This window comes from Pseudomonas sp. GW821-FHT07F05 (genome assembly GCF_059418765.1).
This window is the reverse complement of record NZ_JBWKQL010000002.1, coordinates 734,331-753,762: the sequence shown is the minus strand read 5'-3', so window position 1 is coordinate 753,762 and position 19,432 is coordinate 734,331. Positions and strand designations below refer to the sequence as shown.

At 61.1% G+C, this 19,432-nt stretch carries 27 protein-coding genes; 13 read left to right on the top strand and 14 right to left on the bottom strand.

Annotation, left to right across the window (positions count from 1 at the left end; translation table 11 throughout):
- Nucleotides 1-75 precede the first annotated feature (75 nt).
- The 6 genes from AC07RO_RS07680 to AC07RO_RS07655 all read right to left on the bottom strand — a co-directional run bounded on the left by AC07RO_RS07680 (nt 76) and on the right by AC07RO_RS07655 (nt 4,552).
- On the bottom strand, nt 76-465 hold the full coding sequence (locus AC07RO_RS07680) for a response regulator (protein WP_192172015.1): 390 nt from the start codon (nt 463-465) through the stop codon (nt 76-78).
- Nucleotides 466-774: 309 nt separating this feature from the next.
- On the bottom strand, nt 775-2,106 hold the full coding sequence (locus AC07RO_RS07675; RefSeq protein ID WP_192172014.1) for a deoxyguanosinetriphosphate triphosphohydrolase: 1,332 nt from the start codon (nt 2,104-2,106) through the stop codon (nt 775-777).
- 95 nt (nt 2,107-2,201) lie between these two features.
- Nucleotides 2,202-3,365, bottom strand: coding sequence for an EAL domain-containing protein (locus tag AC07RO_RS07670; protein ID WP_495085716.1), 1,164 nt, complete (start codon nt 3,363-3,365; stop codon nt 2,202-2,204).
- Nucleotides 3,366-3,507: 142 nt separating this feature from the next.
- Nucleotides 3,508-3,849 (bottom strand): hypothetical protein, encoded by a 342-nt coding sequence (locus AC07RO_RS07665; RefSeq protein ID WP_192172012.1) that lies wholly within the window; start codon nt 3,847-3,849, stop codon nt 3,508-3,510.
- The gene (locus AC07RO_RS07660) at nt 3,846-4,232 is read right to left on the bottom strand and encodes a phage holin family protein (protein ID WP_192172011.1); all 387 of its coding nucleotides are present in this window, start codon (nt 4,230-4,232) and stop codon (nt 3,846-3,848) included. Before AC07RO_RS07660 ends, AC07RO_RS07665 begins: the two co-directional genes overlap by 4 nt.
- Before the next feature lie 5 nt (nt 4,233-4,237).
- Nucleotides 4,238-4,552, bottom strand: coding sequence for an ElaB/YgaM/YqjD family protein (locus AC07RO_RS07655; protein WP_065991492.1), 315 nt, complete (start codon nt 4,550-4,552; stop codon nt 4,238-4,240).
- Nucleotides 4,553-4,812: 260 nt separating this feature from the next.
- Between AC07RO_RS07655 and AC07RO_RS07650 the strand changes: the two genes are divergently transcribed.
- Nucleotides 4,813-5,052 (top strand): glutaredoxin family protein, encoded by a 240-nt coding sequence (locus AC07RO_RS07650; protein ID WP_282371516.1) that lies wholly within the window; start codon nt 4,813-4,815, stop codon nt 5,050-5,052.
- 57 nt (nt 5,053-5,109) lie between these two features.
- Here AC07RO_RS07650 and AC07RO_RS07645 read toward each other — a convergent pair whose 3' ends face one another.
- A complete protein-coding gene (locus AC07RO_RS07645) occupies nt 5,110-5,376 on the bottom strand; it encodes a hypothetical protein (protein WP_192172009.1) in 267 nt (88 codons plus the stop codon).
- A gap of 411 nt (nt 5,377-5,787) precedes the next feature.
- On the opposite strand from AC07RO_RS07645, the gene AC07RO_RS07640 reads away from it, so the two are divergent.
- On the top strand, nt 5,788-6,678 hold the full coding sequence (locus AC07RO_RS07640; protein WP_495085715.1) for a pseudouridine synthase: 891 nt from the start codon (nt 5,788-5,790) through the stop codon (nt 6,676-6,678).
- A gap of 113 nt (nt 6,679-6,791) precedes the next feature.
- Here the strand turns inward: AC07RO_RS07640 and AC07RO_RS07635 are convergent, their stop codons facing one another.
- The gene (locus AC07RO_RS07635; protein ID WP_074887297.1) at nt 6,792-7,016 is read right to left on the bottom strand and encodes a YgdI/YgdR family lipoprotein; all 225 of its coding nucleotides are present in this window, start codon (nt 7,014-7,016) and stop codon (nt 6,792-6,794) included.
- Between the two features lie 84 nt (nt 7,017-7,100).
- Nucleotides 7,101-7,694: a molybdenum cofactor guanylyltransferase MobA gene (gene mobA / locus AC07RO_RS07630; RefSeq protein WP_495085714.1), complete on the bottom strand. Its 594-nt coding sequence runs from the start codon at nt 7,692-7,694 to the stop codon at nt 7,101-7,103.
- Nucleotides 7,695-7,772: 78 nt separating this feature from the next.
- Here mobA and moaB point away from each other — a divergent pair, with 78 nt between their 5' ends.
- Both moaB and AC07RO_RS07620 read left to right on the top strand, forming a co-directional pair.
- On the top strand, nt 7,773-8,312 hold the full coding sequence (gene moaB, locus AC07RO_RS07625) for a molybdenum cofactor biosynthesis protein B (protein WP_122538205.1): 540 nt from the start codon (nt 7,773-7,775) through the stop codon (nt 8,310-8,312).
- 6 nt (nt 8,313-8,318) lie between these two features.
- Nucleotides 8,319-9,533 (top strand): molybdopterin molybdotransferase MoeA, encoded by a 1,215-nt coding sequence (locus AC07RO_RS07620; protein ID WP_495085713.1) that lies wholly within the window; start codon nt 8,319-8,321, stop codon nt 9,531-9,533.
- 230 nt (nt 9,534-9,763) lie between these two features.
- Here AC07RO_RS07620 and AC07RO_RS07615 read toward each other — a convergent pair whose 3' ends face one another.
- Nucleotides 9,764-11,596 carry a monovalent cation:proton antiporter-2 (CPA2) family protein gene (locus AC07RO_RS07615; protein WP_282371524.1) on the bottom strand — a complete coding sequence of 611 codons (1,833 nt, stop codon included), beginning with the start codon at nt 11,594-11,596 and terminating at the stop codon, nt 9,764-9,766.
- A 254-nt stretch (nt 11,597-11,850) separates the two neighbouring features.
- On the opposite strand from AC07RO_RS07615, the gene AC07RO_RS07610 reads away from it, so the two are divergent.
- The 3 genes from AC07RO_RS07610 to AC07RO_RS07600 all read left to right on the top strand — a co-directional run bounded on the left by AC07RO_RS07610 (nt 11,851) and on the right by AC07RO_RS07600 (nt 13,047).
- Nucleotides 11,851-12,039, top strand: a complete 189-nt coding sequence (locus tag AC07RO_RS07610; protein WP_122538211.1) for a hypothetical protein — start codon at nt 11,851-11,853, stop codon at nt 12,037-12,039.
- Nucleotides 12,040-12,187: 148 nt separating this feature from the next.
- Entirely contained in the window at nt 12,188-12,454 is a 267-nt protein-coding gene (locus AC07RO_RS07605; protein WP_037010913.1) for a PepSY domain-containing protein, read from the top strand.
- A gap of 161 nt (nt 12,455-12,615) precedes the next feature.
- A complete protein-coding gene (locus AC07RO_RS07600; protein ID WP_423574362.1) occupies nt 12,616-13,047 on the top strand; it encodes a GNAT family N-acetyltransferase in 432 nt (143 codons plus the stop codon).
- Nucleotides 13,048-13,065: 18 nt separating this feature from the next.
- On the opposite strand, the gene AC07RO_RS07595 is transcribed toward AC07RO_RS07600, so the two are convergent.
- On the bottom strand, nt 13,066-14,304 hold the full coding sequence (locus tag AC07RO_RS07595) for an NAD(P)/FAD-dependent oxidoreductase (RefSeq protein WP_495085764.1): 1,239 nt from the start codon (nt 14,302-14,304) through the stop codon (nt 13,066-13,068).
- Between the two features lie 185 nt (nt 14,305-14,489).
- On the opposite strand from AC07RO_RS07595, the gene AC07RO_RS07590 reads away from it, so the two are divergent.
- Together AC07RO_RS07590 and AC07RO_RS07585 are read left to right on the top strand one after the other, a co-directional pair.
- Complete coding sequence (locus AC07RO_RS07590) at nt 14,490-15,521, top strand: Ldh family oxidoreductase (protein WP_192172003.1); 1,032 nt, start codon at nt 14,490-14,492, stop codon at nt 15,519-15,521.
- Between the two features lie 150 nt (nt 15,522-15,671).
- Nucleotides 15,672-15,908, top strand: a complete 237-nt coding sequence (locus AC07RO_RS07585) for a hypothetical protein (RefSeq protein ID WP_495085712.1) — start codon at nt 15,672-15,674, stop codon at nt 15,906-15,908.
- 39 nt (nt 15,909-15,947) lie between these two features.
- Here AC07RO_RS07585 and AC07RO_RS07580 read toward each other — a convergent pair whose 3' ends face one another.
- Complete coding sequence (locus AC07RO_RS07580) at nt 15,948-16,103, bottom strand: hypothetical protein (protein ID WP_192172001.1); 156 nt, start codon at nt 16,101-16,103, stop codon at nt 15,948-15,950.
- Between the two features lie 193 nt (nt 16,104-16,296).
- On the opposite strand from AC07RO_RS07580, the gene AC07RO_RS07575 reads away from it, so the two are divergent.
- The 3 genes from AC07RO_RS07575 to map all read left to right on the top strand — a co-directional run bounded on the left by AC07RO_RS07575 (nt 16,297) and on the right by map (nt 17,770).
- Nucleotides 16,297-16,641, top strand: a complete 345-nt coding sequence (locus AC07RO_RS07575) for a helix-turn-helix domain-containing protein (RefSeq protein ID WP_192172000.1) — start codon at nt 16,297-16,299, stop codon at nt 16,639-16,641.
- A gap of 92 nt (nt 16,642-16,733) precedes the next feature.
- A complete protein-coding gene (locus AC07RO_RS07570; protein ID WP_108120136.1) occupies nt 16,734-16,988 on the top strand; it encodes a ParD-like family protein in 255 nt (84 codons plus the stop codon).
- Nucleotides 16,985-17,770, top strand: coding sequence for a type I methionyl aminopeptidase (map, locus tag AC07RO_RS07565; protein ID WP_192171999.1), 786 nt, complete (start codon nt 16,985-16,987; stop codon nt 17,768-17,770). Before AC07RO_RS07570 ends, map begins: the two co-directional genes overlap by 4 nt.
- Nucleotides 17,771-17,993: 223 nt before the next feature.
- On the opposite strand, the gene AC07RO_RS07560 is transcribed toward map, so the two are convergent.
- A complete protein-coding gene (locus tag AC07RO_RS07560) occupies nt 17,994-18,263 on the bottom strand; it encodes a hypothetical protein (protein WP_192172285.1) in 270 nt (89 codons plus the stop codon).
- 83 nt (nt 18,264-18,346) lie between these two features.
- Nucleotides 18,347-18,571: a DUF6555 family protein gene (locus AC07RO_RS07555; RefSeq protein ID WP_192171998.1), complete on the bottom strand. Its 225-nt coding sequence runs from the start codon at nt 18,569-18,571 to the stop codon at nt 18,347-18,349.
- 481 nt (nt 18,572-19,052) lie between these two features.
- Here AC07RO_RS07555 and AC07RO_RS07550 point away from each other — a divergent pair, with 481 nt between their 5' ends.
- On the top strand, nt 19,053-19,382 hold the full coding sequence (locus AC07RO_RS07550) for a hypothetical protein (protein ID WP_192171997.1): 330 nt from the start codon (nt 19,053-19,055) through the stop codon (nt 19,380-19,382).
- The last annotated feature ends 50 nt before the right edge of the window (nt 19,383-19,432 follow it).

Genomic DNA, 19,432 nt, shown 5'->3' with positions numbered 1-19,432 from the left:
GTCAGAAATGCGCACTCGGCATTGGCCTGGATGAGTGCTGACACAGACAGGGAAAGACCGGCCTGCAAGCGAACATTACGCGGGTGTGGACAGCAGACTGATCAGCTCCAGGGTGTTGAGCGGTTTGCTCAGGCACCCCAGCAATGGCAGGCCCATCGCTTTGGCTTCCGACTCAAGGGTGGCCAGCGGATCGGCATCGAGGCCGCTGAGCAGGACGGCACGCTGGATCAAGCCGCGCTGGTTCGCCGTCTGTATCAGCTCCAGGCCGCACATACCGGGCAGACGCTGGTCGCAGAGCAGGAGGTCATAGGGTTCGGCGCTGCGCTCCATGGCGCCGAGTGCTTCGCTGGCATTGAGCGCCGGCGTGATGCGGTACAGGCCATGGTTGTTCAGCAGGATCTGCAAGGCGATCAGTTGAAACGGATGATCCTCTACCAGCAGGATTCGGAAATCTTTAGTGAACATCGGCGGTTCCAGACGTAGGGGAAGTGAGCGCCGCTGTTTGAAGGCGGGCTGGCGGCGCGCTCGCAGGGCGAGCGGTGTCTTCGGGAGGTAATGGGTCGAGTTGTCCCAAGGCTCGGAATGGCGCGGATTATTCGGCAGGGATGTACGACCAGCGATAAGGGCATTCCGACGGTTGTGTAGGAAATATCCGAAGTTGCTGTTGGATTGCCTGAAGGCCCAACGAGAAAAGCCCGAATCCGGGCCCTGATTCAGGGTCGGATTCGGGCTTTTGCCAGCGCCTTCGAAAAGGCGCGACGGCTAAAGGCGCCGCTAGACGGGGCTGGAGTGCCCGGTCATTTCACGGGCCATTTCGCTGGCGTAGCTGTCGGTCATGCCGGCGATGAAATCGATGACCCGGAGAAAGGACGTGTGCAGCGGCCAGCTCGGGTCGGGCGCGTTATTGCCGAGCAGATCGAGAATGCGCCGGCTCTTGAACGACAGGTCATGCCCGCCGAATTGCTCCAGTGCCGCGCCGCAGAACGCATTGAGCAGGATCTCCAGCGTGGTGTAGGCGCCGATTTCGTGGAGCGTCTTGCGCTTGTCCTGAAAGATCTTCTTGCGCGCCATGTCCTTGGCGTTGAGCACGCAGCGTTTGGCCGGCCCGTGCATGTGCTCGACCAGATCACCGTGCAGTGTGCCGGCCAGCAGCGCGTCCTGCTGTTCGACGAACGCGCGGGCGGCGGCGTTGGTCAGGTGCTCGATGGCTTTGCCCCGCAGAATCGCCAGCTTGCGACGCCGCGAGTCATTCGGTCCCAACTGGCGATAGGTCTCCGGCAGGTCATCGCCCACCAGACCCAGCAGCAGCGACTCTACTTCGTCGTAGGTGAGCAACTCCATTTCCAGGCCGTCTTCGAGATCGATCAGCGCGTAGCAGATGTCGTCAGCAGCCTCCATCAGGTACACCAGCGGATGCCGGGCCCAGCGTTGGTCCTCGATCTGCGGCAGGCCGAGTTTGCCGGCGATCTGCTCCAGGATCGGCAGCTCGCTCTGGTAGCAACCGAACTTGTGTTTCTTGTAGCCCAGCGAGTCGGCGTGACGCGCCGTCCACGGGTATTTCAGGTAGGTGCCCAGGGTGGCGTAGGTCAGCCGCGTGCCGCCCTCGAACTGGTGGTATTCCAGCTGAGTCAGGACGCGGAAGCCCTGGGCATTGCCTTCGAAATTGAGGAAGTCATTGCGCTCGACCTCGCTCATCGCGTCCAGCCAGCCACGGCCGGCGGCCTGTTTGAACCAGTTGCGAATGGCGTCTTCGCCGGAGTGGCCGAACGGCGGGTTGCCGATGTCGTGGGCCAGGCAGGCCGATTGCACGACCATGCCCAGATCGCTGGGGTCACACCAGTCGGGCAGGGCGCTGCGCAGGGTTTCGCCGACGCGCATGCCCAGCGAGCGGCCGACGCAACTGACTTCCAGCGAGTGGGTCAGGCGCGTATGGATGTGGTCGTTGCTGGTGACCGGATGAACTTGAGTCTTGCGGCCGAGACGGCGAAAGGCCCCGGAGAAAATGATCCGGTCGTGATCCTTGTGGAACGGGCTGCGCCCCAATTCTTCAGGGCTGTGCAGGGTCTTGCCAAGGCGCTCGCGGGTGAGCAGGGTTTGCCAATCCAAGGCCGGTACTCCGTCGGGTGATTACCGCGCTAGCTTCCCGGTTCGTCCCGCACGCTGCAAGCACAAGATCGCCGATGCGGGATCAAGAAGCCTCATCAAAACCCGGCCGCGTCGACATCGATCAGCAACAGTCGCTCGCCGTTGTCGAAGAACTGCCCGGCCGTCAGGCAGTACTGATTGCTGGTGGCGTCGCGGTAGGTGCTCGACAGCGTCAGGCGCCGCTCGTGCCAGCCCTCGGCGAGCAGGTGATAGAAGTAGGGCCGCCAGGACCAGTTATGGCCCAGATACCGGGCGTCCGCCGTCCAGGCCCCGTTGCGCCATTCCAGATTGGGCGTGAGCTGCGTGCCGTGGCGGTCGCACTGATAAAAGCGCAACAGCCACGGGAAGTCCGTGACCTGGGGCAAATCACTCAGCGACGCATTGCCTTCGGCCCAGCGCTGCAGCCGGGACATCAATTGCGTGAGTTGCCTGCGCAGGGTCATCAGCTGCTCCCGCTCGGCGACTTTCTTCATCACGTAACGATCGCGCAGGGCAGCGAAGCGGTCGACGAACGCATCGGCTGCGAAGAAATCCAGCTGCGCCGGGGCGAACAGATAGCCCTGGACATAACGCGAGCCGCATTCGAGGGCGAAGTCCAGTTCGGCTTCTGTCTCGACGCCTTCGGCGATGATCCAGCACCCGGTTTTCTCCGCCATCTGCGCGAGGGCCTTGACCACATCGCTGCTGGGGCCGCCCCGGGCTGCGGCCTGAAACAGGCGCATGTCCAGCTTGAGAATGTCGGGTTGCAACGCCAGCACCCGGTCCAGCTGCGAATAGCCGGCGCCGAAATCATCGATGGCGATGCGTGCGCCGGCGTCGCGGTAGCGGGCCACTACCTCATTGAGGCGCTGCCCGTCGCCGCTCAATTCAGTGATTTCGAAAACGATCCGTTCTGCGGGGATCCCATAGCTCTGCAGCTGTTTGAGGCTGGGTGGCGATTCATCGGGGCGCAGGCGGCTGATCCAGCGCGGGGAGATGTTCAGGCTGAGGAACCAGTCGCCGGGCGCCTCATGGAAACGGCTCAGGGCATTGTCGCGAACCTGCCGGTCCAGCCGATTCAATTGCACGGCCGGCCGCCGCGGATCCGCAAAAAGTGGGCCGACCGATTGCAGGCTGCCATCCGCCTGGCGCAGGCGGCCCAGGGCTTCGATGCCGGCGATGCGGCCGGTCGCGGTGTCGATGAACGGCTGAAAACAGGCGAGGGGTTGCCCATCGAACACATGGCCTCCTTAGTGGCGATTGAGTGGGGTGGCGTTGGCGAGGGATTGGCTGCGGGTTCTCGTTCGACAAGCACCGTCGCCTCACCCGATACGCATATCGGGCAAGGCGGGGTTTGTTAGCAAGAATGCAGCCAGAAGGCGTTTAGCGACGGCGGGACGAGTTCTGCAGGGCCATTTTGATCAACGGCAAAACGGTTGCGCTGAACTTGATTAGCCGGGTGACGCTGCCGGTTTTTTTGCTGCGCGTGCCCTTGCCAGTGAGAAATCCCAGCAGGGTGACGACGCCGACGCCCCACAGCGGCCCATGCTTGATGCCGAGGGAGCCGGGCAGGTCAGAGGCCATGCCGCGCATGCGTTGCAGGGGATGCATCAATCGCGAGGATTCCTGACGGATCTCTTGACGGTGCATCTCCATGCGCAGGCGGATGAGCGCTTTGCGCAGCTCGCGACGATTGTGGGTCTGGGGCAATTGAGGTGTGCTCATGGCATCAGTCGCTCGCGGTCGTTAGCCAGTTCTTCCAGGGTCGAATGGAAGGGTGAAGACTCATCGAAAACAGCTGCCTTGAGCCGCATGGCGCAGAACAATGCCGCCAGTGTGTACAACCCGCACAAGCCGATGATTCCGTAGAGGCGATAGCTGTCCCAGACCAGAACCAGCAGCAGCGCGGACAGGCCGATGAGCAGCAGCAACGCGAAAACCAGCGCCAGGCCTGCGAACAGCAACAGCCTGACGGTACGGGCTTTCTGCTCCTGAAGCTCGATGCCGAACAGTTCGACATGGGTGTGCAACAGCCCCAGAATGGCCGCACCCAGCCGCCGTGGCGAAGAGGATTGTTCGGTCCCGGTTGGACCTGTCGGCTGCGTCATGGCCGTTAGCGCCGGGTGGCCAGCAGGCCCAGCAGAAAGCCGACGCCAGCTGCGATGCCTACCGATTGCCATGGATTGTTCTGAACATAGTCCTCAGTGACGATGACCGCTTCCTTGCCCCGTGCGCGCAGGGTTTCTTCGGTCAATTTGAGGGTCTCGCGGGCACGGAGCAGGCTTTCGCGAATCTGCTCACGCAGCTCGTCAGCCTGTTCACCGGCCAGGGAGGCCGTGTGCGCCAGCAGTTTTTCCGTATCGGCAACCAGCGTCTGGAAGTCAGACATCAAAATGTCCTGGGCTTTTTCTGCTGTAGGTCGAGCCATGGTTTTCTCCTTAGGGGATGACGATATGGGGTTTCGAGTATGGCGCATTCCTGAAGGTTCATTCCAATCGCGTGAACTGAGCCACCGTTTCGTCTGCAGCGGTTCTGCGCTGTTCCGGTGCACTCGCCGAACGTCGCGCTCCAGTGTGGGCGGGCGATTCGAAGAACATCAGGACGCGTGCGGGGACTCGACGGTATCGGCGGCCGGTTCTAGACTTGTCGATCCAACCCTTGGAATCCCAGCCACAGAGGGGCCCATCCATGCCACCGGAATGTCAGCTGTTCGGAACGTTGGGGTGTCATTTGTGCGAGGTGGCCGAGGCCGTACTCATGCCGCTGGTGGAGCACGGCTTGATGGTGGAGCTGGTCGACATCGCCGAGCGCGAGGCGGACTACGAAACCTATGGTCTGAGGATTCCCGTGCTGAGGCGGGCAGACACCGGTGCCGAACTGGACTGGCCGTTCGACACCGATCAGGTCGTGCTGTTTCTGAGCGGCTGAAGCACACGTGATCAGGGCATGAACCCCCGTTTCAGCATCGGCTTCAGAGATTGCGGGTCAGAGGTATTGCGTGTCGACCACCATGGCTTGAGCGACGGCGGCTTTCTGCTCCTCGGTCATGCCGTCCCAGACGTGCACTTTGGCGTAGTAGCCCAGGCCGGCGACGATGTACAGGCTCAGGGTCAGCACGATGAACACCGACATGAACGTCCAGCGACCCACGTCATGGTCTTCGTTGGAAAAGGACTGGGAGTAGTTTTCATCGTTCTGCGATGAAGTCCCGGTGGAGAGACGTTTGATCCATTGGAAGAATTGAACCAGCATGGGCGTAACCTCAAAAGTTGCGAAAGGAAATCTGTGGCCGGCAGCAGCGCTTAATGCGCGGTGCAAATCCTGAAAACGAAAAAAGCCCGTCGATGACGGGCTTTCTTTTTATGAGTTTCAGGTCTGGCAGGCGTTTTCGATTTCGATCACGAGGCTGTTCGTGTCCGCTCGGATTCGCGCCTGCGTGCCGATTTCGAAACATTTTAGGACAAATCAATTTGCGCATCCAGCGCTGACCTATGGTTGTCAGACAACTGGCGCCGGATTTCCGTGCGACATAACGTCGCGCACTTGCGTGTGGCGCGTGCTAGAGCCTCCCGGCAAAACTGTTATTTGCCCGGTCGCGCAAAGATTCTTCGGCGTAGATAATGCCAGCCCTGCCGCCATCACCCTTTTTATTCTGAGCCGTTTATGCCCGCACCTGTGTTTACCGCCGCCCACCGTCAAGCCAGCACGTTGTATCTGCCGCCCGGGCCTTGGCTGACGGTGCTCGATTGCCTGTGCGAGCGCTTCAGTGCCATCAGCCGCGAGCAGTGGCTGGACCGCATCGCGCGGGGCAAGGTGCTCGACGCTGACGGCCAGCCGATCGCGGTGGACCTTGGTTACCGCGAAGGCTTGCGCATCCATTACTTTCGCGAAGTGCCCAACGAAACGCCGATCCCGGTGCAGGAGTCGATCCTGTACGCCAACGAGCATCTGGTGGTCGCCGACAAGCCGCATTTTTTGCCCGTCACCCCGGCGGGCGAGTACGTCGAGCAGACCCTGTTGCGGCGATTGATTCGCACCCTCGACAATTCCGACCTGGTGCCCTTGCACCGCATCGACCGGCACACGGCGGGGTTGGTGCTGTTCTCGGCCAACAAGCAAACACGGTCGGCGTATCAGGCGCTGTTTCCGACCCGGCAGATTGACAAGCGCTATGAGGCGATCGCGCCTGCGCTGCCCGACATGGCGTTCCCGCGCGTTCACAAAAGCCGGCTGGTCGACGGCGAACCGTTCTTCCGCATGCAGGAGGGAGAGGGGCCGAGCAACACGGAGACCCGCGTCGAAGTCAGCGAACAAAATGGCGGGCTCTGGCGTTACGCGCTGTACCCGGTGACGGGCAAAAAACATCAGCTGCGCGTGCACATGGCCGCTCTGGGCGCCGGCATCTGCAACGACCCGTTCTACCCCGACGTGCTCAAGGATGCCGTGGACGACTACGCCAATCCGCTCAAACTGCTCGCCCAGGGACTGCGCTTCATTGATCCGGTGACCGGAGAGGAAAGGGTTTTCGAGAGCCGGATCACACTGGATTGGTAACGCGGCTCAGGCCCAGCGTGGCCCGATTATTCCAGGCAAAAAAAGACCCGCTCGATTGGCGGGTCTTTTGCTTTCAGCGGCGGTCTTTTCAAACCCTCGCGATCAAGCGGAGATCACAGTTCTTTAACGGTACGAACCTGATCTTTGTTGATGCGGGTTTCTTTACCGTCCAGCTGCTTGAACTCGTAGAAGCCCGACTCTTCGTCGTACTTCGGCTCGTCGGTTGCCTGGATTTCACGGCCGTCGTTCAGCGTGATTACCGTTGGCGAAGAGCAACCGGCCAAAGAGGCGAGGCTCAGTGCGAGCAGGAAGGCGGCAGGAAGAGTCCGTTGTTTCATTGCTGTGTCTCCGGGGTATTTTGTTTAGTGATGTGTCTGACGCAGAGTGTAACGGCAAAGTTCCATGAAACCTGCCTGCTGCGCTCAGGGCTTGATCTCGGTCAATAGATCCGGCGTGTTCAGGTTGGCGAGACGGGGGTCGTCGGTCTCGCATTGCAACCCGATGGCGCGCAATTCTGCCATGGTCCGGCGCGGGCTGCGCTGTCCTTCCTGCCAATGCTGTTCGAACACCTGCGCGTGACAGGTGGGAATGCAACACAGGAGCGGCTCCCACTGCTCGCCCTGACGGACCATCACCGGCACGCCGGGATTCGCAGCAGCGGCCTGGCGCAGGCCATCAAGCAGGGGGCGATCCAGCAGCGGCATGTCGCAGGGAATCACCAGCAGATAATCATGTTTCGCCACGGCGAGGCCTGCGCGAATACCTGCGTAGGGTCCAGGAAAGTCCTGTTGCTCATCCTCGACCAGGCGGTCGGCGTAGCACGCGTATTGCTCGCGGTTGCGGTTGCACGAAACGATCAGGTCGTTCGTGAGCGGTCGCACCAGCCCGTACAAATGCTCGATAAAAGGCTTGTCGCGCCACGTGATCAGGCCTTTGTCACGCCCGCCCATGCGCCGGCCCTGGCCACCGGCGAGCAGCAGGATGGAGCAGGGCGGCAGGGCTTCGGTAGGGGTCATGATCAGCTCGGTCGGCGCGGTAAAAAACAGGTGCTGTGATATAACACCGCCCTGTTTCCTCTACAACCGGACCTCGCCATGAAAGCCAAGGCAGACTCGCCTTTCGTACCCCTGAATATCGCTGTTCTGACTGTCAGCGACACTCGCACCTTTGAAACCGATACCTCCGGCCAGATGTTCGTCGACCGCTTGACCGCCGCAGGTCATGGCCTGATCGAGCGCGTGCTGCTCAAGGATGACCTGTACAAGATCCGCGCCCAGGTGGCGACCTGGATCGCCGATGATGAAGTGCAGGTCGTGCTGATCACCGGCGGCACCGGTTTTACTGGCCGCGACAGCACCCCGGAAGCCGTGGCCTGCCTTCTGGACAAACAGGTGGACGGTTTTGGTGAGTTGTTCCGCCAGATCTCCCTGCCCGATATCGGCACCTCGACCATTCAGTCCCGCGCCCTTGCCGGTCTGGCCAATGGCACGCTGGTGTGCTGCCTGCCGGGCTCGACCAACGCCGTGCGCACCGGCTGGGACGGCATTCTCGCCGACCAGTTGAACAACAGCTTTCGTCCATGCAACTTCGTGCCGCACCTGAAGAAGGCCGAACCCTGCGCGACGCGCGGGTGAGCTGCCATGAATGCACCTGAAATGAGTGGGCTGATGCCGGTCGAAGAGGCCATGCAGCGATTGATGGACCTCGCCGCCGCCGCGCCGATCACCGAGCGTGAAACCGTGGCGCTGGCCGATGCCCAAGGACGCGTGCTGGCCGAGGATCTGGTCTCGACGCTGGACTTGCCGCCGTGGCCGAACAGCGCCATGGACGGTTATGCGATGCGCGTCGCGGACTGGACCGGCGAGCCGCTGCCGGTGAGCCAGCGCATTTTCGCCGGGCAGGCACCTGAGCCGTTGCAGCCGGGCACCTGCGCGCGAATCTTCACCGGCGCTCCGGTTCCTGAGGGGGCTGACTGCGTCGAAATGCAGGAGAACGCCGAGGTCCAGGCGGACGCGACAGTGCGCTTTCTCGAGCCGTTGAGCACCGGTCAGAACATTCGCCCGAAAGGGCAGGAAACCATCGTCGGCGACAAGGTACTGGACGCCGGTACGGTCATGAACCCGATCGAACTGGGCCTGGCCGCGACCATGGGTTTCGGCCATGTGCAGGTCGTGCGCCGCGCCCGGGTGGCTGTTCTGTCCACTGGAGACGAGTTGATCGAGCCGGGGCAGCCGCTGGGCCCGGGGCAGATCTACAACAGCAATCGCGTGTTGCTGTGCAGCTGGCTGACGCGACTGGGCTGCGAAGTGGTCGATGCGGGCATCCTTCCTGACAACCTCGAGAAAACCCGCGCAGCGCTGGGCAGCCTGAACAATGTCGACCTGATCCTCTCCACCGGCGGCGTGTCCGTCGGCGAAGCGGATTTCCTCGGCCACGCGCTGCGGGAAGAAGGCGAGATTGCGCTGTGGAAACTGGCGATCAAACCCGGCAAACCGCTGACCTTCGGCCATTTCCGTGGCGTGCCGGTGATCGGTCTGCCCGGCAATCCAGCGTCGACGCTGGTGACCTTCGCGTTGCTGGCACGGCCCTATCTGCTCAGACGCCTGGGCGTGCAGGCCGTCAAGCCGCTGCAGTTTCAGGTGCCTGCTGCATTTAGCTGGACCAAACCGGGGAACCGGCGCGAGTACCTGCGCGGACGCCTTGAGCAGGGCAGGCTGGTTGCCTACCGCAATCAGAGCTCGGGTGTGCTGCGCAGCGCCGCCTGGGCCGACGGGCTGATCGAGATTGTGGAAGGCACAACGGTGGCGGAGGGCGACCTGCTCAACTTTATTCCGCTGAGCGAAGTCATGGGCTGAAGAGCTGAGCCTTCTTCAGAAGGCTCAACCACACAAGCGGGCAGTGGCCGGGAGTTTTCACCCGCACCGCATAACGTGTGGGAGCGAGCTTGCTCGCGAAAGGGCCGGTGTTCGCTCCACATTTCCGGCGGCCAAAACACTGCCTTCGTGAGCAAGCTCACTCCCACAAGGTCCCATGCGCCGTTGATCGTGGCATGGGCCTGATCTTGCACGTCGAAATTCCGCTTGGTCTACTTCTTGACCTTCACCGCAGGCTGCGCATCACTCGCCTCTTCGTCCATCCGGTCAGACTCAAACAGCTCGGACAACTCAGTCCGGGCTTCCAGCGCGCTTTGCATGACCTTCGCGGCGTCGTCGTAGATCAGGTGCTGGCGATTGAGCACTTGTTCGTCATGACGCTTGAATCGATCGATGCGTGCGGCCGCTTGAGCTTCACTCAGGCCCAGTCCGATCAGCGTGCGGCGGGTCATTTCCAGGCTTGAATAGAACGTCTCCCGTACCGCTTCGGCGTCCAGATCCAGCAAGCGGTGAACGTGCTGCCGGTTACGGGCCCGGGCGATGATCTTCATGTGCGGGTACAGCCTGCGCACCAGTTCGGCGGTCTTGATATTGGTGTCCGGGTCGTCCGTGGCGATGACGAAATATTCGGCCTGGTCGACCTTCGCCGCGCGCAGAATTTCCGGACGCAGGGGGTCGCCGTAGAACACCGGCACATTACCGAAGCTGCGGGTGAACTCGATGGTTTCCACCGAGGTGTCCAGCGCAATGAACGGGATGTTCTGCGCGCGCAGGATACGCGCAACGATCTGCCCCATCCGGCCCATGCCGGCGATGACTACGCGCGGGTTGTCCGATTCGATTTCTTTGTACTCTGCCGGCACTTCCTTGATCACCGTCTTGGGCTTGAGCCAGCGCGACAGGGCCAGCAGCAGCAATGGCGTCAGCGCCATCGACAAGGTGATCGTCAGCACCAGCGTGTCGTACAACGCGGCATCGAACAGGCCCTGATCGCGACCGATCTTGAACACCACGAAAGCAAATTCACCGCCCGCCGCCAGGACCAGCCCGAGACGCAGCGCGCTTTGCTTGCCCAGCCCGCCCGCCAGACGACCGACGAAAAACAGCAGCGGCAACTTCAGGCCGATCAGCAACAGCGTCAGGCCCAGCACCGTGAACGGCGAGTTGATCAGCAGGCCGATGTTGGCGCCCATGCCGACGCTGATGAAGAACAACCCCAGCAGCAGGCCCTTGAACGGCTCGATCTGCGCTTCCAGTTCGTGGCGGTATTCAGAGTCCGCCAGCAGCAGGCCGGCAAGAAACGCCCCCAGCGCCATGGACACGCCCACCAGGTCCATCAGCCACGCCGTGCCGATCACCACCAGCAGCGCGGTCGCCGTGGAGACTTCCTGCAGCTTGGTTTTGGCGACGATGCGGAATACCGGCCGCAGCAGATAACGACCGCCGACCACCACAATGGCGATGCCGCCGAGCACTTGCAGGCCGTGACGCAGGGAATCGCCGGAACTGGCATCGTGGGAGCCGCCGGCCAGCATCGGCACCAGGGCAATCAGCGGGATGGCCGCGATGTCCTGAAACAGCAGAATAGCGAAGGCCAGGCGACCGTGGGGCGCGTTGAGCTCCTTGCGTTCGGCCAGGCTTTGCAGGCCAAAGGCGGTCGACGACAGCGCCAGCCCCAAGCCGAGCACCACGGCGCTGTTGAGCGGCTGATTGAAGCCCAGCAACGCGACGGCGCCAATCACCACCCCCGTCAGCAGCACTTGTGCCATGCCGACACCGAACACCGATTTGCGCATGGTCCAGAGGCGTCGCGGCGACAACTCCAGGCCAATGATGAACAACAGCAGCACCACGCCCAGCTCGGAGATGTGCGCGACGCTTTGTGGATCGCCGATCAGGCCGAGGCAAGACGGGCCGATGATCACACCCGCGATCAGGTAGCCAATCACGGCGCCCAGTTGCAGGCGTTTGGCCAGAGGAACCGTGAGAACGGCGGCGAGCAGGAACACGACTGCGGCCTGCAACAGGCTGCCTTCATGGGGCATTGGGAACTCCTTGTTGAAAGAGGGCAGAGGAAGGATTCTGCGTTTGTTGCAGACCCGTCCTACCGCCCTGAAAACGCTTGAGCGACTGAAAAGTGCGCGTATTAAACCACGTGAAAGTGACGGACATCAGCGGCCGAGACGCTTCGCCGCAGGCCGGGCGCGGGGGTTGGCGTGTCAGCGTCGACGTGAGCAGGTACCATGTCCGCACATTTGTACCGCGCCCCACATCTCGACCGGTTTTCAGGAATCCCGCAATGACCAACAAACAGCGTCTGATTTACTCGATCATCATCGCCTTGAGCGTTCTGGCGATCATGCTTGGCCTGTCCCATCTGCAGACCACCGGCGTGCTCAGCGAAAAGACCTTTCAATACATCGCGATCTTTGTCGCTGTCGTCGTGGTGGTCCTGAACGGCGTGCTGCGGCGCAAGGTCAAGCGCTGATCCACATTGGTGCTTTTTTAGCAGTGTCAGCGCTGCGACTTCATATGGCAGCATCAAGCGGTTACAAACCCCGGCTGAACTATTTTTCCGGTCACGAACTCCAAAAAATCGCATTCAAAAAGCCCGTACAGGGAAATGGAGTTCAATCATGATCAAGAAACTTACCGCTGCCGTTCTCGCCACCGCTGCCCTGACCACCGCACAGTTCGCCCTGGCGGACAAACCGGGCGCTGGCTGGATCACCATCGAAAAAGCGATCGAAAAAGCCAAGTCGGCAGGTTACACCGAGATCTACAAGATCGAAGCCGACGACAATGGCTACTGGGAAGGCGAAGGCCGCAAGGCGGACAGCCTGACCTACGAATTCCGCATCGACGGCACCTCCGGCAACGTCCTGCGCGATCAGAAAGACTGATCAATCCGGCGCTTGCGCGCACGTGGGAGCCCCCGGGCTTCCACATCCATCCTCACCGAATCCCTCGCACTTCTTCTTCGCTTTAACCCCTTCTCGGCTTTACTCCCGCCTGTATATCCGACAACCTTGCCGTCCCCATTTCCGTCAGCAGGAAGCGACGCATGAGTGTCCGGATCGAATTCAAATCCAACCCCTCCGAAGAAGAACGCCTGCAGATCCTCGAGCCCTTGAGGGATTACAACGCAGCCATGGCCGGCGACGGCAAGTCAGAAAAGTTTGCGCTGTTTGTCCGCGACGAGCAAACCGATGCCGTGCTCGGTGGCCTGCACGGCCGAATCCTCTACAGCTGGCTGTTCATCGAACTGCTCGTGGTGCCTGAACAGGCCCGGGGGCAGCGCATGGGCAGCCAGTTGATGAAGATGGCCGAAGACCTCGCCCGCGAACGGGGTTGCCTTGGCGTGTGGCTCGACACCTTTGATTTCCAGGCACCCGAGTTCTATCGCAAGCATGGCTATGAGCAATTTGGTCAGCTGGATGACTATCCGCCTGGGCACCAGCGGCTGTTCTTCCAGAAGCGCTTGCAGGCAGAGTAGTCAACGGTGTGATGAGGTTTACCTGAATCGGTCCGGGCTGTAAGGCGCGGGATCGGTGAATGGCGTGGCGCCGGTCATCATTTCTGCCAGCAGTCGGCCAGTGACCGGCCCCAGCGTCAGGCCATGGTGGGCGTGCCCGAAGTTGAACCACAGCCCTTTGTGGGAAGCCGCCGGCCCGATGACCGGGCGCATGTCCGGCAGACAGGGTCGGCGGCCCAGCCAGGGTTCGGCGTCCAGCCGCTCGCCCATGGGATAGAGCGTTCGGGCGATGGCTTCGCAGCGGCGCAGTTGGATCTCGTTGATCGGCGCGTCCGGTGCGGCGAACTCGACGCCGGTGGTGAGACGAATCCCCCGCGCCATGGGCGCCAGCACATACCCCGCCTGGGCGTCGATGATCGAGTGCTGCAACGGCGCATCCGGGTTTGCCGCGTAATGCATGTGATAACCGCGCTTGATCCCCAGGGGAATAGGGTACCCAAGGCGAACGGTCACCTCTGTCGATTGCGGGCCCAACGCCACGACTGCGTTTTGCGCCTGCACCTGTCCCTCGCGCGTTTCCACCCGCCAGCCGTCGTTGTGCTGACAAAGACTGCGCGCGTCACCCTTGAGCAACAGGCCGCCACGTTCGACGAACAGCGAGGCATAACCACGGACCAGTGCACCGGGATCGCTCACGCTTTTCGGATCGAGCCAGTGAATGGCGCCCAGCGCTCCATTCAGGTGAGGTTCACGCTCGCGCAATTGGCCCGCATCCAGCACCTCATAACGCAGGCCGTGACGGTCATAAGTGCGGGCGTCGGCCACTGCCAGATCAAATTCCGCCTGGTCGCGATAGAACTCGATCCAGCCCTTGGCACGGATCAGCGAGGTCATGCCTGAGGCCTCGGCCAGCCGGTCGTGCTCGCTGACGCAGCGTTCGATCAGCGGCAGCATTGCGTGGCTGGCGCTGGCCAGATTGGCGGGCGAGGAGTTCTGCCAGTACTGAAACAGCCAGGGCGCGATTTTAGGCAGCCAGGCCGGGCTGAAACGCATGGAGGATTGCCGGTTCAGTGCATAGCGCGCCAGCCGCGACCACTCGCGCGGAAAGGCGTAGGGGACGATGCTGGACCGTTCGATCAAGCCGGCATTGCCGTGGCTGGTACCAGCGCCGGGTTCATCGCGGTCCAGCAAGACGACCTGCTGGCCTGCCGCTTGCAGGTGCAGTGCAGAACAGACGCCGACGATACCGGCGCCGAGGACGACGGTTTGGCAATCCACGATCGGGCTATCAGCGGTGAGCGAATCCATTGAGCGGTCCTCGTTCGGTTGAGGGCAGGGCGGCCATTGCGCGAGGCCTGCAGTTTACCCGCTGGTTGCTGCGCATTACTCTTCAGAACAAGCGTCTCCGGACGCCTGCCCTCTCTGTTCCGCTTCCACTTCCAATAATCACAACGGAGCTTCAGATGCCTTCCACCCACGGTCGCCAGGCCACCCGGACGATTTCCTTTACTGATCTCACTGAGCTGCTGCGGCAGATCTTTGTGCGTCACGGCACCTCGCCAGAAGTAGCGCGGGTGCTGGCCGCCAATTGCGCGGCGGCTGAGCGCGACGGTTCCCACAGCCACGGCATCTTCCGCATCAAGGGCTATCTGTCGTCGCTGGCAGCGGGTTGGGTGGACGGCCAGGCCGAACCAAATGTCGAGGACGTCGGCGCAGCGTTTGTGCGCGTCGATGCCATGGGCGGTTTTGCCCAGCCGGCGATGCAGGCCGCCAAGGCCCTGGTGATCGAGAAAGCACGCAGCGCCGGGATCGCCATTCTGGCCATCCGCAACTCCCATCACTTCGCCGCGCTGTGGCCGGACGTCGAGCCGTTCGCCCAGGAAGGGTTGGTGGCCTTGAGCGTGGTCAACAGCATGACCTGCGTCGTGCCCCACGATGCGCAAAAACCCTTGTTCGGTACCAATCCCATTGCGTTCGCCGCGCCACGGGCTGACGGTCAGCCCATCGTCTTTGACATGGCCACCAGCGCCATCGCCCATGGCGACGTGCAGATCGCCGCCCGAGAGGGGCGCCTGCTGCCGCCGGGGATGGGCGTCGACCGTAACGGCAATACGACCGAAGACCCGAAAGCCATTCTCGACGGCGGCGCGTTGCTGCCTTTTGGCGGTTACAAAGGATCGGCGCTGTCGATGATGGTGGAGCTGCTGTCCGCCGCGCTCACCGGCGGCAATTTCTCCTTCGAGTTCGACATGTCGAAGTCTCCCGGCGCGCAAACCCCCTGGACCGGCCAGGTGATCATCGTCATTGATCCGGACAAGGGCAGCGGTCAGGCATTCGCCGAACGCAGCGAAGAACTGGTCCGGCAGATGCACGGCGTCGGCCAGCAGCGCATGCCGGGCGATCGCCGCTATCGTCAGCGCGAGCGCTCCTTGAAAGACGGGATTGCAGTGTCGGCAGAGGATCTCGATCGGCTGGAAGCGCTGGCTAAAGGTTAACGGCTTGACGTAAAGGGTCGGCGCGGAGGCTGCCTGAGTGAGCCCAAAACTCAGGCTCATTCCCATGACCATTCGTCGCGACAGGACTTGCGCTCGAGGGGCGTTGAAAATACTGTATGTTTAAACAGTATCGAGAAGAAGAGAGCGGCCATGCAAACCAATCAAGTCAACACCCGTCAGGAATTCGCTGCGCAGAAAAACGAGTCGTCATTCAGCAGCGTGTGGGGCAACGAGATGCAGCGTGAGGATTTTCTTGCTCTGGCGTCGGGACTTCGCCAGTTCAGCGCCAGTCAGGCCGATATCGCATTTGTGCCAGCAAGCGCCGGTTACGCCACGGGCAACGCCAATGTCTACGGGGCTGAACAGGGTCAGCTCGCAGGGGAATGATGTCAGGAGCGTGCTCCCGGCAAGACAGCCGGGATTGATTCAGGGCTTGAATCGCACCAGCACCGGGACGGGCGTCTGACCGTTCACCGGGCCGTCTGCGTCAGGCTGGCGCATTTTACCGGTGCGAATCATCGCCAGGGCAATCAATGTGCCCACGGCCGATAGCGCCAACCAACCCAGTAAGAAAGAAATCATTGTCTGGTTCTCCGAACTACAGAAATCGGGCTGCCATTCAAAAAGAATAGCGGTACATCAGAACCTATCGGCCACGAAGGTGATTCCTTGAGCCGTCAATTCGGAAGATTGACCAAATGAGCCCAAGGGCGCAACTCCCTCGGACCAATGGGGTCTTGCTCTTTGAACACAGTCAACTTCAGGACCCTCGTTTATGAAAGATCTCGGCTCACGTCTGAAAGAAGAACGCAAACGGCTCGGGCTGTCGCAACAGGACTTCGGCTCCATCGGTGGCGTTGAGGCCAACGCCCAAGGCAAATACGAAAGCGGTGAACGCATCCCGCGTTCGGATTACCTGGCGGCGCTGGGCAAAAAAGGCATCGACGTCATGTACGTGCTGTCAGGCGAGAGGACCCCGATTGCCACCGACACGCTGAACGACGCGGAGCGGGCAGTCATTACTCATTACCGGGCGCTAAGCGAAGATGACCGCGAGGCGATTTCGCAATTGGCTACGTCCCTTTCAGAGTGCGCGACCGAGTTTTCCCGCTCTGCATAAAAAGGGCACGCTCTGCACGGAGGAATCACGACGGCCGGTTGCAAGAAAATATATGGAACGTATATGCTCCGTATATTCTTCGAGAGGTCGGTATGGGACTGGTAAAAATTTCCGAACAGATGCACGCCAACATACGTTGCGCCAGCGCGGCCCTGAGTCGCTCGATCAATGCTCAGGCCGAGCACTGGATGCGGGTGGGCATGCTAGCCGAGCTGCACCCCGGTCTGAATTACAGCGAGATCTGCCAGTTGCTGATCCGCGCTGAAACGTCTGGCGGCGCCGTATTGAGTCTTCAGCCCTGCGACCTGGTACCGGATCTGGCCCCGGCCCGGGCGGTGTCCCAATGAGCATCAGTCTCAAGACCGAAGCCGATCTGGTCGGGTTGCGTGTGGCGGGGCGCCTTGCCGCAGATGTGTTGGCGATGATCGCAGAGCACGTCAAGCCGGGCATTAGCACCGAAGCGCTGGACGACATTTGCAACGCCTACATTGTCAACGAGCTGAAAGTGATCCCTGCCAACGTGGGCTACCACGGGTTTACCAAAACCACCTGCATCTCGCCCAACACGGTCGTCTGCCATGGCATCCCGTCAGCGGATGATGTGCTTAAGGACGGCGACATCGTCAATATCGACGTCGCGGTCATCAAAGACGGCTGGTACGGCGATACCAGCCGCATGTACTACGTCGGGGAGGTCAGCCCGCTCGCCCGGCGTCTGGTCGAAACCACGTACGAAGCCACGCTGGCGGGGATACACGCCGTGAGACCCGGTGCGACCCTGGGCGACATCGGCCATGCCATCCAGAGCGTGGCCTACCGCGAAGGCTTCAGCGTAGTGCGTGAGTACTGCGGGCATGGCATCGGTCGCAAATACCACGAGGAACCTCAAGTCCTGCATTACGGCGCAGCGGGCAAGGGGTTGAAGCTCAAGACCGGCATGGTCTTCACCATCGAGCCGATGATCAACGCCGGTAAACCGGGCACTTACGTGCTGGATGATGGCTGGACCGTGCTCACCCGCGATCAGTCACTGTCGGCGCAGTGGGAACACATGGTGGCGGTGACCGAGACGGGCTTCGAGCTGCTGACCCCGTGGCCGGACGGCACGGGCGACTACCCGGCGGTCTGAGCGCGGGCGTTGAGCAAGGTTGAGCAAGTGGGACTGGACGCATGAAGTCACAATAGCGAGCGTGACGAAAACGGGACTGAGCTTGTAGGCTCCTTCTCGTTCCCCTGTGGTGCTGCTTCCTGACAGGCTTTGGATGATCAGTGCAGGTAGCACCAGGGGAGAACACCACTTATCGGACACAAAAAAACCGGCCTTGGCCGGTTTTTTGTTGCCTGCTTAAACCTTAATGTCTGGATGGCTCAGCTTCCAGCTGCCTGGCAGCCACGACTCCGGAAGAACTGAGTTTAACGGGGTACTTCAACGTGCGATCCCCTTCAGCAGGGCGGTTAACGCACCCGTCGTGAATCAATCCCGCCTCCTGCAAATGCTCAAGGGTGTCTGCAACCGCATTCTCCCCTCGGTAGTTGTCCAGAACTTCCTTGCCCAGGCCTGCCGGGTGGGCATGTAGCAACCGGGTCAGGACTTCCTGCTTCAGTGCGTTATCGATGGTCATGTTTACCTCGCTTTGCTGGTGTGATGAGCGCTGCTTGTAAATTCCGACCGCATGAATCCGGGTTTGTTTGCAGTTTTCCTCGATCAGGTGCGTTTCCATTGCACCTGCGTGACGCCCAGGCCTTCGGCGTAAAGCAGCGCGCGTTTCACCGGCCCCGCGCAGATGTGACCCTCGACGGCGCCCACCCCTGCGTGCAAGGTCGCAAAATGCAGCGCGTCACTTTCGCAGAGATGATTGCCTTGATGATTGAAGTGCCGCGGCTCACCTTGAAACCGGTAATGAATTTCAAAATCCTTATAGTCATTCATGGTGCTGGCCTGTATGGGCGTGAGTTAACGCCGGCTGAATGAGGGGGCTTGCTTCATGTACCTGACAGCCTGCACGTCGACTGCATCGGCATTGCTGTCACTTCATTTCGAGATCGATACAGGCTGATCAACTCTCAATGGGCCTTGGACCGTAATGCATCTCTACCTGAGACAGGCCATCCGCAATCGGGTTGCGAAGCGGCCGACCGGCGCAGAATTGCATACCTTCATGAGGGTTTAAAATCGTTGGCCGATGGGCGGCCATGTGCCATATCGATATGAATATTCGCCATACATCCAGACGCGTTGACTAGGGATAACAGGGCGTTTTCGAAGGGATGCCGGGGATCAAACCCGCCCGCGAAGGTGAATGCTGGAGGGGTCGGAAATGTTTTGTGCGGAAAAGGCAAATTGATGGCCCGCTTCGGCCGGCTTTTCTGAAAAAATCCTTTTTTATCAATTGATTCCGGGATGAACCTGTATGCGCAGTGTGGGCTTGGCGGTAGTGGCGGTTTTTCTGGCAGCGGTGTCCGTGACCGCGCACGCCAAAGACCTCAGCAAGAACGATCTGCAGGTCTGCAAATGGGGAGCAGGTGTCGCGGGGGCGGCGCAGCAGTCAAAGCTTTCTGGCACCACCCTCTACAGCGCGCGCAAAAAACTGCAGAGCCGTAAGTTCGCCAAACCGTGGATGAGCAAGATGGCGCTGGGCATCACGGAACAGACCTACAAAAGCCCTTCGAAGCTCAAACCCGCCGCAGTGAAGCAAACCTACTACGAGGGCTGCATCCAGCACGACCTGGCGCGTAAATGACTGGGGGGTTATTCGGCGTTGGACAGCCACGCAAGTCGCCTTTCACGGCG

What these genes read in the sequence shown, in the direction of transcription:
- AC07RO_RS07680 (WP_192172015.1), bottom strand. Translation starts at nt 465, where the DNA reads ATGTTCACTAAAGATTTCCGAATCCTGCTGGTAGAGGATCATCCGTTT.
- AC07RO_RS07665 (WP_192172012.1), bottom strand. Translation starts at nt 3,849, where the DNA reads ATGAGCACACCTCAATTGCCCCAGACCCACAATCGTCGCGAGCTGCGC.
- AC07RO_RS07660 (WP_192172011.1), bottom strand. Translation starts at nt 4,232, where the DNA reads ATGACGCAGCCGACAGGTCCAACCGGGACCGAACAATCCTCTTCGCCA.
- AC07RO_RS07655 (WP_065991492.1), bottom strand. Translation starts at nt 4,552, where the DNA reads ATGGCTCGACCTACAGCAGAAAAAGCCCAGGACATTTTGATGTCTGAC.
- AC07RO_RS07650 (WP_282371516.1), top strand. Translation starts at nt 4,813, where the DNA reads ATGCCACCGGAATGTCAGCTGTTCGGAACGTTGGGGTGTCATTTGTGC.
- AC07RO_RS07645 (WP_192172009.1), bottom strand. Translation starts at nt 5,376, where the DNA reads ATGCTGGTTCAATTCTTCCAATGGATCAAACGTCTCTCCACCGGGACT.
- AC07RO_RS07640 (WP_495085715.1), top strand. Translation starts at nt 5,788, where the DNA reads ATGCCCGCACCTGTGTTTACCGCCGCCCACCGTCAAGCCAGCACGTTG.
- AC07RO_RS07635 (WP_074887297.1), bottom strand. Translation starts at nt 7,016, where the DNA reads ATGAAACAACGGACTCTTCCTGCCGCCTTCCTGCTCGCACTGAGCCTC.
- mobA (WP_495085714.1), bottom strand. Translation starts at nt 7,694, where the DNA reads ATGACCCCTACCGAAGCCCTGCCGCCCTGCTCCATCCTGCTGCTCGCC.
- moaB (WP_122538205.1), top strand. Translation starts at nt 7,773, where the DNA reads ATGAAAGCCAAGGCAGACTCGCCTTTCGTACCCCTGAATATCGCTGTT.
- AC07RO_RS07620 (WP_495085713.1), top strand. Translation starts at nt 8,319, where the DNA reads ATGAATGCACCTGAAATGAGTGGGCTGATGCCGGTCGAAGAGGCCATG.
- AC07RO_RS07615 (WP_282371524.1), bottom strand. Translation starts at nt 11,596, where the DNA reads ATGCCCCATGAAGGCAGCCTGTTGCAGGCCGCAGTCGTGTTCCTGCTC.
- AC07RO_RS07610 (WP_122538211.1), top strand. Translation starts at nt 11,851, where the DNA reads ATGACCAACAAACAGCGTCTGATTTACTCGATCATCATCGCCTTGAGC.
- AC07RO_RS07605 (WP_037010913.1), top strand. Translation starts at nt 12,188, where the DNA reads ATGATCAAGAAACTTACCGCTGCCGTTCTCGCCACCGCTGCCCTGACC.
- AC07RO_RS07600 (WP_423574362.1), top strand. Translation starts at nt 12,616, where the DNA reads ATGAGTGTCCGGATCGAATTCAAATCCAACCCCTCCGAAGAAGAACGC.
- AC07RO_RS07590 (WP_192172003.1), top strand. Translation starts at nt 14,490, where the DNA reads ATGCCTTCCACCCACGGTCGCCAGGCCACCCGGACGATTTCCTTTACT.
- AC07RO_RS07585 (WP_495085712.1), top strand. Translation starts at nt 15,672, where the DNA reads ATGCAAACCAATCAAGTCAACACCCGTCAGGAATTCGCTGCGCAGAAA.
- AC07RO_RS07580 (WP_192172001.1), bottom strand. Translation starts at nt 16,103, where the DNA reads ATGATTTCTTTCTTACTGGGTTGGTTGGCGCTATCGGCCGTGGGCACA.
- AC07RO_RS07575 (WP_192172000.1), top strand. Translation starts at nt 16,297, where the DNA reads ATGAAAGATCTCGGCTCACGTCTGAAAGAAGAACGCAAACGGCTCGGG.
- AC07RO_RS07570 (WP_108120136.1), top strand. Translation starts at nt 16,734, where the DNA reads ATGGGACTGGTAAAAATTTCCGAACAGATGCACGCCAACATACGTTGC.
- map (WP_192171999.1), top strand. Translation starts at nt 16,985, where the DNA reads ATGAGCATCAGTCTCAAGACCGAAGCCGATCTGGTCGGGTTGCGTGTG.
- AC07RO_RS07560 (WP_192172285.1), bottom strand. Translation starts at nt 18,263, where the DNA reads ATGACCATCGATAACGCACTGAAGCAGGAAGTCCTGACCCGGTTGCTA.
- AC07RO_RS07555 (WP_192171998.1), bottom strand. Translation starts at nt 18,571, where the DNA reads ATGAATGACTATAAGGATTTTGAAATTCATTACCGGTTTCAAGGTGAG.
- AC07RO_RS07550 (WP_192171997.1), top strand. Translation starts at nt 19,053, where the DNA reads ATGCGCAGTGTGGGCTTGGCGGTAGTGGCGGTTTTTCTGGCAGCGGTG.